Genomic DNA, 14,998 nt, shown 5'->3' on the forward strand with positions numbered 1-14,998 from the left:
GTTAGTAGTTATTTTCCACTCCTCACACTCCACCCTTACCTTAAGCCTATGAGCGTGTCTACACACCCCTCATACTCCCCATCTCCCCATCTCCCCACCTTAATTTAATTATCCTCAGCAATTTTTAACTCATAAAGATTCCAAAACGGGCCACCAAGGGCGGTATACTTGATGCCTTGGAAGCGATCGCGTACTGCCTGCAAATCTAATCTTTCTACCAAGTGAATAAATGGTAATTGTTCTGAGGCTATGCGCTGATACTCGTAATAAATTTCCTTACGTTTGTTTTCATCTATTTCTTGAGCGCCTTTAATATAAAGACGGTCTATTTCCTTTTCCCAATCAGAAACTACCCAACCAGTTATAGGCGGATCGCCTGGTTGAGGGCCAAGATTAAATGCATGGGATGCACCCTTAATTCTCCAGATGTTACTAGCACTATGAGGTTCAACACCACCACCAGCAAAACCACCAAGATAACAATCCCAATCTTGGGTAACTTTTAGTTTTTCCAAATAAGCGTTGAAACTGAGGATTTGCAAATCAACTTGAATGCCAATCTTAGCTAAATCTTGCCTAATTTGTGCTGCCATATCCCCCCTGACTTTCCTTTCGGCATTTGTCAGCAGGGTGAATCTGACTCGGTTGCCATCTTCATCTACTAGCTGATTTGCATTATATTTGAACCCTGCTTGCAAAAGTAATTTCTTGGCTTTTTCTGGATCATGATTGTAAACCTTTAAGCCTTTTTCTGGAGGCAGATAATAGGGGCTTTTGACATAAACGAAGGAATTTTGCAATTCACCTAAACCACGAAATGCATTTGTTTTCATTGTTTCGCGGTCAAGAGCATAGGCTATTGCTTGTCTAAATTCCTTCTTATTAAACCAACGAGATTTAATTGGATTTACAAAAGGCTGACCTTTAGCATTCTTAGCTTTACTGAGATTAAAAGCAATAAATGTAGTGCTAGTATCTGGCCCACCATTATAGATTTTAAAGTTTGCCCGTTTTTCTTCCCGTTTCAATAAACTAAAACCTTCTGGAGGAACTTCGAGATTATCCAGCTGGCCCGAGCGGAAACTGATTAATTGGTTATCAGTCGATTCAATTATTTGGAAAATTAACCTTTCTATGTAAGGTTGGGGATTTCCTTGAGCATCTTTGCGCCAATAGTATGGATTGCGTCGGAATATGACTCGCTGACTGGGAATATAGGTTTCCATGACATAAGGCCCATTACCAATAATTTCTTTGGGATCAGTGCCTGTTGTCCACATTGTTAGAAACTTGGGATTACCACTAGAATCAGTCGTGTGGACAGATTCCTTGAGAGCATGAGCAGGCAAAATTGTAATCCCACCTACCCATCTCAAAAAAGGAGCAAATGGTTCCGGTACAGTGAATTCTACTTTGAGATCATCTATTTTGCGTACCTTGGGAGTGTCACCACGCTCATTTATTCTCAAAGAATCTTTCGTCGGCGTGGGTATTTTGGGGTTTAAATAGATGTCATTGTAGCTAAATACAATATCATCAGCAGTCATCGGTTTACCATCTGACCACTTGAGTCCTTTTTTGAGAGTGATGACAACTCGCTGTCCATTGTCAAGAACTTGCCAAGACTCAGCTAAACCAGCTTCTAACTCATTAGTTAAAGGATTTTCGTTAATTAATGAGTCGTAAAGAGGCCCAAAGACACTGTATGCTGACTCATTTAGTGCTGAGTTAAAAGTGGAAGGCTCACCCAAAACAGCCACAATCATTTGCGGCACTTGAGCGGCTTGTGTTTGATAATTAGACGGGTTGCAAGCAACAGTTACCAGTGCTGTGATTAAAGCCAGAATTATTAATAAGCGAAAACGCTTAATAGAGGGAAGGATACTAGCAAAACTCATCATTTATTAATATCAAAATATTTTCATTTGCCCTCAACAAAAGTTGGGGCTAATAGCTAAAGTCAGCTTTTAGCTGACTTTAATTATGAACTATTTAACCTGATTAGATGGGTTGCACTGATAAATTACATCATTCTCAACAACAGCAAAGGTTTTTAATCCTTGGCTAATAGCACAACTCATCTAAAAGATGACTCCAATAAAAGCATGAGTCTACTTCAGTAGACTTCAGCTATTAGCCCCAAATTTATTTGAGGGCGGGATGTTGGGCATAATTAGAGATTGCTGCAAGATATTCTGTTTAAGGTTAGATTGCCTTCTGCCTCCTGTCTTCTGAATTCACGCTTGTAAAATTAAAACAACTGCATAAGCGCAAATACCTTGTTCTTCTCCAACAGGGCCTAGTTTTTCATTGGTAGTAGCTTTAATTCCGACTTGATTTGGTTGTAATTGCAAAACTCCTGCAATTTTTTCCTTCATCTTTTCAATATGAGGTTTTAATTTTGGGCGTTCTGCTACTACCACCGAGTCTATATTGCCTATTTGCCAGCCTTGGGAGCGAATTAATTGGTGGACTTTACTTAATAATACCAAACTATCAGCTCCTGCCCATTGCGGATCGCTAGGGGGAAAATAATGTCCGATATCGCCTAAAGATAAAGATCCTAGCATCGCATCCATAATCGCGTGGGTGAGGACATCAGCATCACTATGCCCTAGTAAACCCAGAGAGTGAGGAATATTGATACCGCCAAGAATCAGAGGGCGATCGCTCACTAGCCGATGAATATCATAACCGTTGCCAATCCGAATGTTCATTTTGAGTCCAGTGTCAAGTGTCACGTGCCAATTGTCAATTGTCAATGGTTAGTAGTGAGTGGGTAGAGACGCGATGTTCCTCGCGTCTGTACATTAGTAGTTAGTAGTTGTTTAATACTTACTCCTCAAACTCCCCACACTCCCCACACTCCCCATCACCCCATCACCCCATCTTCCCCCCCTTCTGCTCTAGCCAAGCTTTGAGCAAATCAGGACGGCGATCGCCTGTTCTTTGAATTTGTTGTTGCAATCGCCACTTAGCAATTTCGTTATGATTGCCAGACAGCAGTACATCCGGTACTTTCCAACCACGGAAATTTGCTGGACGGGTGTATTGGGGATAATCTAATAATCCTTCTTCAAAACTTTCTGATTTGAGGGACTCGACTTTGCCAACAGTTCCTGGTAATAGGCGCATTACACCATTAATCAAAGCCATTGCTGGAATTTCCCCACCGGTCAGAATAAAATCGCCCAAGGATATTTCACGGGTGACTAAATGTAGTACTCGCTCATCTACACCTTCATAGTGACCACAAATTACCACCAATTGGTCATAATTGCTTGCTAACTCTCGTAACAGAAGTTGATTCATTGTTTGTCCTTGGGGACTCATCAGAATCACCTCTCTTCTGGGTAAAACAGGCAGGGATTCAACGGCGGCAAAAATTGGTTCTGGCTTCATTAGCATTCCAACACCACCACCGTAGGGTTCATCATCGACTTTGCGATGCTTATCAGTAGTAAAGTCGCGGGGATTTATCAAATTTACCTGAGCAATCTGTTTAGACAAGGCTTTACCAATCAGCCCTGAATTCAGAATAGAGGTAAAACTATCAGGAAATAGCGTAACTATATCAAAGCGCACAGTATTTCGTATTGGAGAACACTAATCTTAAATTTGGAATGTCCAGCACAGTACGGCAGAAATCGTTAGAAAGTTAATAAAAAAGTCAAAAAATGGGTAGATGTTATGGTGATTAATTCTTTCTGCCAGGGTTCCCAAAAATTGCTGCTACAGGCAAAAACTTTTGGTGTTCCCTTTTGCCTACCCACCAGATACATTGTCTGAACGAGCGTCTACAGCATAGCAGCATAGCTGCTTTTTAGCGCTGACTTCAAACCAGCCGATGTCGTACGTAACACATATGAGCTTGTTTGGGTGTATCTATAAGTACTAGAAATAGTGGCATTCTATGAGTCAATAAAAGTTTTTCTAATTACTTAATTTATGTTTAAATATTGTCACATCTAAATTTAACTAATTCGGCTTAAGTCCTGGGCTATACCCAAAGTTAGCAGTGGGATATCAGCCGGAAGAAAAATAAACTTATAACTGCCTTGGGAAGCAAGGTGGCTGCGCGGGTTCTCCTTTGAGGAGATAAAGGCACAAAAGCCAGAGATGCTGAGTAAGGCTCAGATCGTCTTCAGTGACGAACATCTTTAAATGATGTCCCTAACAGAGCATCGGCAAATGAGACGCGAAGCTTCCGCTATAACGCGAAGCGTTTAGTGGTGGGTACTTCACTATTCTGACTAGGTTAACAACTTCTAGGATGCATCGAACCAGCCTTAAAAAGAAAGTGCGTCAATACCTGTTTCTGTTTCCCAAAATTCGAGGAGACACTCAAACGGACAACCACCTAAGGGACACGCAAAAAAGCGTCTACAAGCTCATGGCATTGCGATCGCAGTCACCACAACAAGATGTTATTGACTACAACTGCAAATCTGTCGCCACCGTGACGGCAAGGAATATGGGGGATCGGGGAGCGGGGAACGGGGATCAGGGAGCGGGTATAGAAAAATCATCAATATTCCAATTACCCATTACCCATTACTCATTACCCATTACCAATTACCCACTACCAATTTAGGCGCGAAAATAATTAGGCTGCTGACCTTGTAATTTTCACCTGAAGTTGTTGACAGGAGAAACACAATGCCGGAATTACAAGCTAAATTGCTGGAAATGAGGACACCCCAAGCAACAAAAACTGCCGTTCTGGTGATCGGAGGCGCAGAAGACAAAGTCCATGGCCGCGAGATTTTGCGGACTTTTTTTGCTCGTGCTGGCGCTAATGATGCCCACATAGCAATTATTCCCTCTGCCTCTCGCGAACCCTCAATCATCGGTGGTCGGTATATCCGTATTTTTGAAGATATGGGTGCTAAAAAGGTTGAGCTTTTGGATATACGAGAAAGAGAGCAGTGTGAATACCGTGATTACCAACAGTCCCTGGAAGCTTGTACCGGGATTTTTTTAACAGGAGGTGATCAGTTACGATTGTGTGGCGTCTTGTCAGATACACCAGCAATGGATATTATCCGGCAGCGAGTTAGATCTGGAGAACTAACTCTCGCAGGTACTAGCGCAGGTGCAGCTGTCATGGGACATCACATGATTGCAGGCGGTGGTAGTGGTGAGTCACCCAATCGTTCCTTAGTGGACATGGCAACGGGTTTGGGATTTATACCTGAAGTGATTGTAGACCAACATTTTAACAATCGTAATCGCATGGGGCGTTTGATGAGCGCGATCGCTTCTCATCCAGATCGTCTTGGGATTGGCATTGATGAAGATACTTGTGCGTTGTTTGAACGTGATGGTTGGTTACAAGTTTTGGGCAAAGGTTCGGTTACAATAATAGATCCGACCGAAGTCACTCACACCAACGAACCCCATGTGGGAGCAACTGAACCTTTGAATCTTCACAATTTACGCCTGCATATCCTCAGTCATGGCGATCGCTTCCACCTTTACCAACGCACTGTTTTACCTGCTGTCTACCGCATCTCCAGCTGACGGACTTAAGTATCTGGAGTTACACTGAGTTGATCGCGCAATTCTACGTTGCAGCAAAAAAATGAGAGTAATACGATGTAAGAAGAAAAAACTGTTTACCATGAACAGTTTGGCGGTCAATTTCAGTAAGAAACTAGAATTTTGGTTCCGAATCTCCATCTACCTATTCCCATGAGAATCCTCAAAATCCAGACCTTACGCGGCCCCAACTACTGGAGCATTCGACGCCACAAGCTGATCGTCATGCGCCTTGATCTAGAAAATCTTGCCGAGACGCCCTCGAATGAGATCCCTGGCTTTTATGAAGGACTAGTTGAGGCTCTGCCTAGTCTGGAGGGTCACTACTGCTCGCCGGGCTGTCGTGGTGGTTTTTTGATGCGAGTTCGCGAAGGTACCATGATGGGTCACATCGTGGAACATGTAGCCCTAGAACTGCAAGAATTAGTCGGTATGCACGTCGGCTTCGGTCGTACTCGGGAAACGTCTACATCAGGTGTTTACCAAGTCGTCTTTGAGTATCTAAATGAGGAAGCCGGACGCTATGCAGGTAGAGCCGCAGTCCGGCTGTGCCAAAGTATTGTTGACCGAGGTCGTTATCCAAAGGCTGAGTTAGAACAAGATTTACAAGACCTAAAAGACTTATGGCGTGATGCAGCCCTGGGGCCTTCCACAGAGTCAATCGTCAAAGAAGCTGAAAAAAGAGGTATTCCCTGGATGCAACTAGGGGCACGCTTTTTGATTCAACTTGGTTATGGTGTCAACCAAAAGCGGATGCAAGCAACCATGACCGATAACACCGGTATTTTGGGAGTAGAACTGGCTTGCGATAAAGAAGCCACTAAACGCATTCTTGCCAGTACAGGTGTACCAGTTCCTAAAGGTACGGTGATTAACTTTTTGGACGATTTGCCAGAAGCAATTGAATATGTTGGTGGCTATCCCATCGTTATCAAACCGTTAGACGGCAATCACGGGCGTGGCATCACCATCGACATCCAAAATTGGGAAGAAGCAGAGGCAGCCTACGACGCCGCCAGACAAGTTTCTCGCTCAATTATTGTAGAGCGGTATTACACAGGGCGTGACCATCGAGTCTTGGTTGTAGACGGTAAAGTAGTGGCAGTTGCGGAACGTGTACCTGCTCATGTGGTTGGTGATGGCAGATCTACTATTGCGGAATTGATAGAGGAAACCAATAAAGACCCAAATCGTGGTGACGGACATGATAAGGTTCTCACCAAAATTGAACTTGACCGCACCAGTTATCAGTTACTAGAAAGGCAAGGTTACACCCTCAACAGCGTATTAGCTAAAGACGAAATTTGCTATTTACGGGCAACGGCAAACTTAAGTACGGGTGGTATTGCTGTAGACCGGACAGATGAAATTCACCCGGAAAACGTTTGGTTAGCCCAGCGTGTCGTCAAGATTATCGGTTTAGATATCGCCGGCATTGATATCGTCACATCGGATATTAGTCGCCCTTTACGAGAGGTTGACGGTGTGATTGTAGAAGTTAATGCTGCTCCCGGCTTCCGAATGCATGTTGCTCCCAGTCAAGGCATCTCCCGTAACGTTGCAGGTGCAGTCATTGATATGCTGTTTCCCAACGAACAAGCGAGTCGGATTCCAATTTTGAGTGTTACGGGTACAAACGGCAAGACAACTACTACCCGCCTACTGGCTCACATCTACAAACAGACAGACAAGGTAGTAGGTTATACGACTACGGACGGGACTTATATCGGAGATTACTTAGTTGAAGTCGGTGACAACACAGGCCCACAAAGCGCCCAGTTAATTTTGCAAGACCCGACAGTCGAAGTAGCAGTCTTGGAAACAGCTAGGGGCGGGATTCTTCGCTCTGGCTTAGCCTTTGAAGCCGCTAATGTGGGTGTAGTGTTAAATGTGGCTGCTGACCACTTAGGTATTGGTGACATTGACACAATCGACCAGCTAGCACATCTCAAGAGTGTGGTTGCCGAAGCCGTTTATCCTGATGGCTACGCTGTTCTCAACGCCGATGATCCCCGTGTAGCCGCGATCGCAGAACGAACAAAAGCTAATATTGCTTACTTCACCATGAACCCAGAATCGGAATTGGTGCGAAACCACATCCAAAAGGGTGGAGTTGCAGCAGTATACGAAAATGGCTTTTTGTCAATATTAAAAGGGGATTGGACACACCGCATCGAACGCGCAGAAAATATTCCCCTGACGATGGGTGGAAGGGCGCCATTTATGATTGCCAACGCTTTGGCAGCTTCCTTAGCGGCGTTTGTGCAAAACGTGTCAATTGAGCAAATTCGGGCTGGCTTAAATACATTCCGGGCTTCGGTAAGTCAAACACCAGGGCGGATGAATTTGTTTAACTTGGGTAACTTCCACGCTTTGGTAGATTATGCCCACAATCCCCACAGTTACGAAGCTTTAGGTTCCTTTGTCCGCAACTGGACAAATGGCGATCGCATTGGTGTTATCGGTGGGCCTGGCGATCGACGTGATCAAGACTTTGTAGCTTTGGGTAAGCTGTCAGCAGAAATTTTTGACCACGTAATTGTCAAAGAAGATGACGACACTAGAGGTAGGGCGCGAGGTTCGGCTGCGGAATTAATTGTTCAAGGTATTAAGCAAGTAAACCCTAATTACGAATTTGAAGTGATTCTGGATGAAACCCAAGCTATTAACAAAGCCTTAGATATTGCCCCTGAGAACAGTTTGGTGGTGATTTTACCAGAAAGCGTCAATCGTGCCATCAAGTTAATAAAAGCCCGTGGTGTTGTTAAAGAAGAAGTTCCCCAACAAAATACCACCCCCACGACTGTAGATGCTCAAATGGGTGTGACTTCATCTGTTGTGAATTCGATTATTTAGTCAATGGTCATTTGTCATCAGTCATTAGTCGTTTGTAAACACAAAGGACTAATGACCAAGAACAAATGGCTATTTTTATTTTTCTTCTTCCTCGGGGTTGATATCCTCATCAGTTGTGGTTTTATTCATTTCTTCTTTAAAACCCCGTAAGGTTTTGCCTAGTGCGCTTCCAAGTTCGGGGATTTTTTTCGGCCCAAAAATTAGCAAGGCGACGATCGCGATTACACCTACTTCCGTCCATCCCAGTCCAAACATGTGTATCTCCTGTGAAAAACTCTACTTAAAATATAGTAGGGTGGGGATGTATAGATGATGTTGTGATTTTTATTTGAACCACTAATACCAATTTTAGATTTTAGATGGGAAGTCTTTGCTATAAGGCTGTTCCAACAATTTAAAACAATACTAACTATCGCAATTTGGTATAATACCAATTCAAATAATGTTTACGACAGATAACCCCACCCGCCTAACCCCACCCTCCCCTTGGAAAGGGGAGGGTTGGGGTGGGGTCTTATATAATCCATGTGTTGTATTCTTTTTTCTAATTGATATTAAGACACTAAGACACCAAGAAAATTATTGTGTTTTCGTCAACCTATAGGTGTTTTTTAGAAGAGATCAATTTTAATGGCTGAAAGCTTTACTAGTTTTGGTTTATAACCCTCTCACGCTTCAATGGAGGTTGACGCAAAGTCTGAAATTATGACCAGACAAGCTTTTGAGGTTATTTTCTCAATGCCTGCCTTGACACCTCAATGGCTGAAAAGCTATATTGATTCCAGGTTGACGGAACTGAACCTTGAAAATCAAATAGAATAAGGCTTCTAGAACGAGCTGTTGCAACTTAAATAAATCCCTATTAGGGATTGAAACAGGGACGTTGAAAGTTGTAGACCCATCGCCTGCGTTGCAACTTAAATAAATCCCTATTAGGGATTGAAACTAGGTAACGGGTTAGCAACCGCCCTAGCTTTCACAGGTTGCAACTTAAATAAATCCCTATTAGGGATTGAAACACTTTCTCTTTTATATAGAAGAACCTAAAGTTGACTAGAGTTGCAACTTAAATAAATCCCTATTAGGGATTGAAACATGTGTGCTTGTGCCTAAGACATGGACTTTGGAGTTGCAACTTAAATAAATCCCTATTAGGGATTGAAACTTCTTGCTCCTCTACTTGACCTTTTAGCCGACCACTGAGTTGCAACTTAAATAAATCCCTATTAGGGATTGAAACAGGTACGGTATAAGAGACGTTTCGATCCGACATCGTTGCAACTTAAATAAATCCCTATTAGGGATTGAAACTCAACGCAGACATATACATATGTGGAACTGAAATGTTGCAACTTAAATAAATCCCTATTAGGGATTGAAACAAGTACGGTATAGGAGACGTTTCGATCCAACATCAGATACGGTTGCAACTTAAATAAATCCCTATTAGGGATTGAAACTTCCTGACAAAAGCCAGGAAAACCCCAGATCCCTGTTGCAACTTAAATAAATCCCTATTAGGGATTGAAACACTTAGCTATATGGGTGAATACCTCACTTCCGATGGTTGCAACTTAAATAAATCCCTATTAGGGATTGAAACCGGTAGTCCCATTCCCCGAGATCCAACTATTCAGTTGCAACTTAAATAAATCCCTATTAGGGATTGAAACCATTTTCAGTAACCAAACCCTGGTTGAAGGTAGTGGTTGCAACTTAAATAAATCCCTATTAGGGATTGAAACAAATAAGATACAAACGCAGATTTGACCCCACGTGTTGCAACTTAAATAAATCCCTATTAGGGATTGAAACAGAAAAACGCAGGTTCTGGGGTTGCTCCGCGACTATCTGGTTGCAACTTAAATAAATCCCTATTAGGGATTGAAACTCAAGTCTGGCTTAGGACAAGTGCGCTCATCTAGGGTTGCAACTTAAATAAATCCCTATTAGGGATTGAAACGGGGTGTTTGGGATCAAGCCAAGGAGACCAATACGTTGCAACTTAAATAAATCCCTATTAGGGATTGAAACCGTTTATTTAGGGGACGTAGCCAAAATTCCCGCCCAGTTGCAACTTAAATAAATCCCTATTAGGGATTGAAACCCAATTCTTGCGATCGCACAAGCTGCTTAATATGCAGTGCGTTGCAACTTAAATAAATCCCTATTAGGGATTGAAACTTTCTGGCTCTTAGGTCAGGAAAACGGCAGGTACGTTGCAACTTAAATAAATCCCTATTAGGGATTGAAACGATTTACCCCAGTTTTACCCCAGAAAATAATTAGTTGCAACTTAAATAAATCCCTATTAGGGATTGAAACTTCTCCGGTAGCTCCCTTGGCACACTCGAATTACGTTGCAACTTAAATAAATCCCTATTAGGGATTGAAACTTTCTGTCTTTAGCCACTCAGGAATAGAGCCAAGTGTTGCAACTTAAATAAATCCCTATTAGGGATTGAAACAACTTTATTAATGTATTTGGCGTTGCTGAATAAAGGTATGTTTTAGGCAGGTAAGGGAACAGAACGATATTTGAGGTAGTGCAATAACAATCGAACAGAGTATCTCAGCATTTCCTCGGTTTTGGAATAACATAAAGTTTTACGATGAAGACGAGCCAAATAATGTCTAAGCCTTGTGTTTTCATTTTCGACTCGTGTCATGTAGGTCTTACTCACAATTTGGTCACCATCAGGAACAAAACAAGGGTAAACAGGGTATCCATCTGTGACGTAAAAATAACTCTGCCAACACTGGACAATGTTCCATAACTGTTGGAAAGTAGTCGAACTACGATCACCTAAAACCCAAGCAAGAATACCTTGAGTAAAGTGATTTACCGCCGTCCACAACCAGATTTTATTTTTTTTGAACCAATAAATGTTTCTAATTCATCTAGTTCTCCCACCTGCGGAATTTCCTTTGAATTTGGTGTATCCGCCAATTGTGTACCCACTCGTTTAACCCAATGAATAATGGTAGTATGATGAACGTTTTTCACCCTTTCAATTCCACGAAATCCCATACCATTGACGTACATTTTTAGGCATTCTTGTTTGATTTCATCCGAGTAGCCCCTGGGTGGTTTATAGACATCAATGAATTGACGACCACAATCACAGCAAATGTGATTCTGTTTACCTCTTTTCTTTCCATTCTTACGGTTATGACAAGATCCACAGCGTGGACATTCCATGATTAATTGACCTCAATTCATACCGCTATTATGCAACGCCCTGAGATGATTGTGAAAAATTGTTGCCAAGATGCGGATGTCCGCCAAAATGCTTAGATGAAAGCAAAAATAGCTAACTTGGTTGTTCCCTCATTACTGCTCAAATTTTAATATATGCAGGATAATATCAAACAAAAAACCTTACTGCGCCAGCTTACAAGCTATATTCGTCAAAAGGTAGAATTGCAGGTTATTTTGACAGCAACAGTGGCAGAGTTACGGTCTTTTTTAGGAATTGATAGAGTAAAAATTTACCAGTTTAATCTAGATGGAAGCGGTCAAGTTATTGCTGAGTCTGTAGATCATAATCGGTTGCCATCGGTGTTGGGGCTACATTTTCCTGGAGATGAAATTCCGCCTCAATACCGTGAATTGTATCTTAAGGTACGGGTACGTTCGATTGTGAATGTTGATAGAAAGCAAATTGGTCAAAGCCCTCTGTATGATTCGGAAACAGGAGAGATGATCCCTGAGGAGTTCCGCTACCGCCCTGTAGACCCCTGCCATTTGGAATACTTAACAGCGATGGGTGTTAAATCCTCTCTCGTATTACCTATTCTGCATGATGATCAACTTTGGGGGTTGCTGGCGTCTCATCATTCAGAACCTCGTTCGATTGCAGAATCGGAAGTGGAAGTGGTGCAGATGGTTGTTGATCAGTTGTCAGTAGCGATCGCTCAAAGTGTCCTTCTTTCCCAAGTACCGCAAACAGCTTCACAAGAAGCTACCATTAAGCACATTGTCACCCTACTACATTCACTGTCTACTGTCGAATTTCAGTCAGCTTTGGCACAAATCGTTGGTGCATTCGGTGGTTCTGGTGGCAGGCTGTGCATGAGAAATGAAGGATTTAATCTCCAAGACGGCAATGCCAAGAGCTTTCTAGACTCTTTGGACTCCAGCAATTACCTCAAGGTTTATGCCTACGGCAAACAACCTGTGATGCCAGAACTGGCAAAATATCAATTGATGGAGCAATACAGCATCTGGCAGGAACATTACAAGTATGGAAATTGTGATGTTTGGGCAATTTCAGACATCTATCAAATACATGAGTTGCGTTTTTTGCAAGTGGCTTTCACTTCATCCAAAGTTCGTAGCATCTTAATGATTCCACTTATATATCGTCAGCAATTGCTGGGGTACTTAAGTATTTTCCGAGACGAAGCCCAGACAGAACCCTTGTGGGCAGGAGAGTTTGACTTCGATGAGCGGCAGTTGTACCCCCGTCAATCGTTTAATGCTTGGCGAGAATCCACAAAGACACAAGCGCGTGAGTGGACAATTGAAGAAATTGAACTAGCAACGGAGGTGGGTAAACAATTTGCCTTCGCAATTCACGAACATGAGCTAAACCAACATGTACATAAGCAAACTGGTAATTTGCAACGCATCAAACAACAACAGGAGGTACTAATCAGACTTGTGACAAAGATGCGGCGATCCATGCAATTCCCAACGCCCGATTTTGATAACTCTATAGAGTCAAGTCCATCACTTTTTGAAGAATGACCAAATAAGGCAAAAGTAAAAATTTAAAAGGCACTTATAAAGAACTTACTTTTTCTTCCCAGTAGCCTTAGCAGCTTTTGCCGCCTTTTTGGCAGCTTTTTCGGCCGCGATCACTGCTAATCTTGCTTGTTCTTTTTCTTCAGTAATTTTATCGAGGTAGTAATGATAGTCACCTAAGTAAACTCGGAATTCACCATCACGAATTTCTACAATTTTATTGGCAACCTGAGAAATAAAATAGCGATCATGAGAAACAATAATCGCTGTGCCATCGTAGTTTTGTAATGCTTCTTCCAGCATTTCTTTGGCTGGAATATCTAAGTGGTTTGTTGGCTCATCTAATATGAGTAAATTTGCTGGACACAACAACATTTTTGCTAATGCTAAACGCGCTTTTTCACCACCACTTAAAGCAGCAACTTTTTTGAAGACTGTATCACCACTAAATAAAAAGCGTCCTAAGAGGGTGCGAACGTCTTCGTTTTTCCAATCAGGTACTTCGTCATGAATAGTTTCTATGACTGTTTTTTCTAAGTCTAAAGCTTCTGCTTGGTTTTGTTCAAAATATCCTGGAATTACATGATGTTCGCCTAGTTTGACAACACCTTCTGTGGGCTGTTCCATACCCATAATTAGGCGCAGTAATGTTGATTTGCCAGCACCGTTAGGAGCAACAAAAGCTATGCGATCGCCTCTTTCAATCAGGAGATTTGCCCCTAAAAATAGAATTTTGTCATCGTAAATATGAGTTAAGTTTTTAATTTCTACAACTTCTCTGCCACTGCGAGGTGCAGGGGGAAAACGAAATTGTAGTGTTTTAACTCCAACTGTAGGGGCTTCGATACGCTCGATTTTTTCTAGTTGTTTTTCACGGCTTTTGGCTTGGGTGCTACGGGTGGCGCTAGCACGAAATCTATCCACAAAAGCTTGTTGTTTTTCTAATTCTTTTTGCTGACGTTCGTAGGCACTTAATTGTGCTGTTTGATTTTCAGCTTTTTGTTGTAAATATGTTGAGTAGTTACCAAGGTAAGTAGTAGAAACACCTCGTTCTGTTTCGACTATTTGAGTGCAGAGACGGTCTAAAAATTCCCGGTCATGGGAAACTATGACCATTGGTGTATTCAAGCCTTTGAGGTAATTTTCTAGCCACTCTATTGTTTCTAAATCTAAGTGGTTTGTTGGCTCGTCTAGCAGTAATAAATCAGGTTCTTGCAGAAGGATTTTAGCTAAACTGATCCGCATTTGCCAACCACCACTGAAGGCACTAACGAGGCGATCGCCATCTTCTGGTTCAAAGCCAATTTCTGGTAATATCTTACCAATGCGTGCTTCTAAGCCATAACCATCTAGGGCTTCAAATTGCCGTTGTAGCTTATCCAATTTATTAATTAGTTTATCCAGTTCTTCTGGAGAGGCAGTTTCCATCTGCTGTTGCACCTGCACCAAAGATAACTGTACTTGGTTTGCCTCCTTGAAGACTGTCCACAATTCTTCTCTAATAGTGCGGCTGGGATCTACATCAAATTCTTGATTGAGATAGGCTATGTGTAAACTAGCTGGACGAATAACTTCACCAGAGGTTGGCTCTATTTTACCGGTGATGATTTTGAGTTGGGTAGATTTACCAGCGCCGTTAACACCAACTAAACCAACGCGATCGCCTATCTTAACTTCCCAATTGATATCCTTGAGAACTTCGCCAGTCGGATAAATTTTACTAATATGTTCTAGTCGCAGCATTGAGTGTCTCCAAGGTAAGCAACAAGCAGGGAAGGCTAACTCACATCGAGTCCAATCTTAACAAAATTTAACTACAAATTCGATGTGAAAAATTCCTTGAAGACAAAG

At 42.2% G+C, this 14,998-nt stretch carries 9 protein-coding genes and 1 CRISPR repeat array; of the genes, 3 read left to right on the forward strand and 6 right to left on the reverse strand.

Features of this window, described 5'->3' with window-relative positions; translation table 11 throughout:
* Nucleotides 1-104: 104 nt before the first annotated feature.
* The 3 genes from RS893_RS14130 to trmD form a co-directional block, all read right to left on the reverse strand.
* Nucleotides 105-1,898: an ABC transporter substrate-binding protein gene (locus RS893_RS14130; RefSeq protein WP_315791974.1), complete on the reverse strand. Its 1,794-nt coding sequence runs from the start codon at nt 1,896-1,898 to the stop codon at nt 105-107.
* Nucleotides 1,899-2,237: 339 nt separating this feature from the next.
* Complete coding sequence (gene ispF, locus RS893_RS14135) at nt 2,238-2,717, reverse strand: 2-C-methyl-D-erythritol 2,4-cyclodiphosphate synthase (protein ID WP_315791975.1); 480 nt, start codon at nt 2,715-2,717, stop codon at nt 2,238-2,240.
* 163 nt (nt 2,718-2,880) lie between these two features.
* Nucleotides 2,881-3,585, reverse strand: coding sequence for a tRNA (guanosine(37)-N1)-methyltransferase TrmD (gene trmD / locus RS893_RS14140; RefSeq protein WP_315791717.1), 705 nt, complete (start codon nt 3,583-3,585; stop codon nt 2,881-2,883).
* A gap of 1,074 nt (nt 3,586-4,659) precedes the next feature.
* On the opposite strand from trmD, the gene RS893_RS14145 reads away from it, so the two are divergent.
* Nucleotides 4,660-5,523, forward strand: coding sequence for a cyanophycinase (locus RS893_RS14145; protein WP_315791718.1), 864 nt, complete (start codon nt 4,660-4,662; stop codon nt 5,521-5,523).
* A 171-nt stretch (nt 5,524-5,694) separates the two neighbouring features.
* Nucleotides 5,695-8,397, forward strand: coding sequence for a cyanophycin synthetase (gene cphA, locus RS893_RS14150; RefSeq protein WP_315791976.1), 2,703 nt, complete (start codon nt 5,695-5,697; stop codon nt 8,395-8,397).
* A gap of 75 nt (nt 8,398-8,472) precedes the next feature.
* Here the strand turns inward: cphA and RS893_RS14155 are convergent, their stop codons facing one another.
* Entirely contained in the window at nt 8,473-8,652 is a 180-nt protein-coding gene (locus RS893_RS14155; protein WP_315791719.1) for a twin-arginine translocase TatA/TatE family subunit, read from the reverse strand.
* 584 nt (nt 8,653-9,236) lie between these two features.
* Nucleotides 9,237-10,865: a CRISPR direct-repeat array (repeat unit 37 nt; unit sequence GTTGCAACTTAAATAAATCCCTATTAGGGATTGAAAC).
* 42 nt (nt 10,866-10,907) lie between these two features.
* A protein-coding gene (locus RS893_RS14160; RefSeq protein WP_315784082.1) for an IS1 family transposase occupies nt 10,908-11,599 on the reverse strand; the annotation gives its coding sequence in 2 pieces (ribosomal slippage) (nt 10,908-11,275 and nt 11,275-11,599; 693 coding nt in all).
* 153 nt (nt 11,600-11,752) lie between these two features.
* Here RS893_RS14160 and RS893_RS14165 point away from each other — a divergent pair.
* Nucleotides 11,753-13,150: a GAF domain-containing protein gene (locus RS893_RS14165; protein WP_315791720.1), complete on the forward strand. Its 1,398-nt coding sequence runs from the start codon at nt 11,753-11,755 to the stop codon at nt 13,148-13,150.
* Nucleotides 13,151-13,195: 45 nt separating this feature from the next.
* Here RS893_RS14165 and RS893_RS14170 read toward each other — a convergent pair whose 3' ends face one another.
* Entirely contained in the window at nt 13,196-14,890 is a 1,695-nt protein-coding gene (locus RS893_RS14170) for an ABC-F family ATP-binding cassette domain-containing protein (protein ID WP_315791721.1), read from the reverse strand.
* Between the last annotated feature and the right edge of the window lie 108 nt (nt 14,891-14,998).

This window comes from Fischerella sp. JS2, assembly GCF_032393985.1.
In the GTDB taxonomy this organism is placed as follows: Bacteria; Cyanobacteriota; Cyanobacteriia; order Cyanobacteriales; family Nostocaceae; genus Fischerella.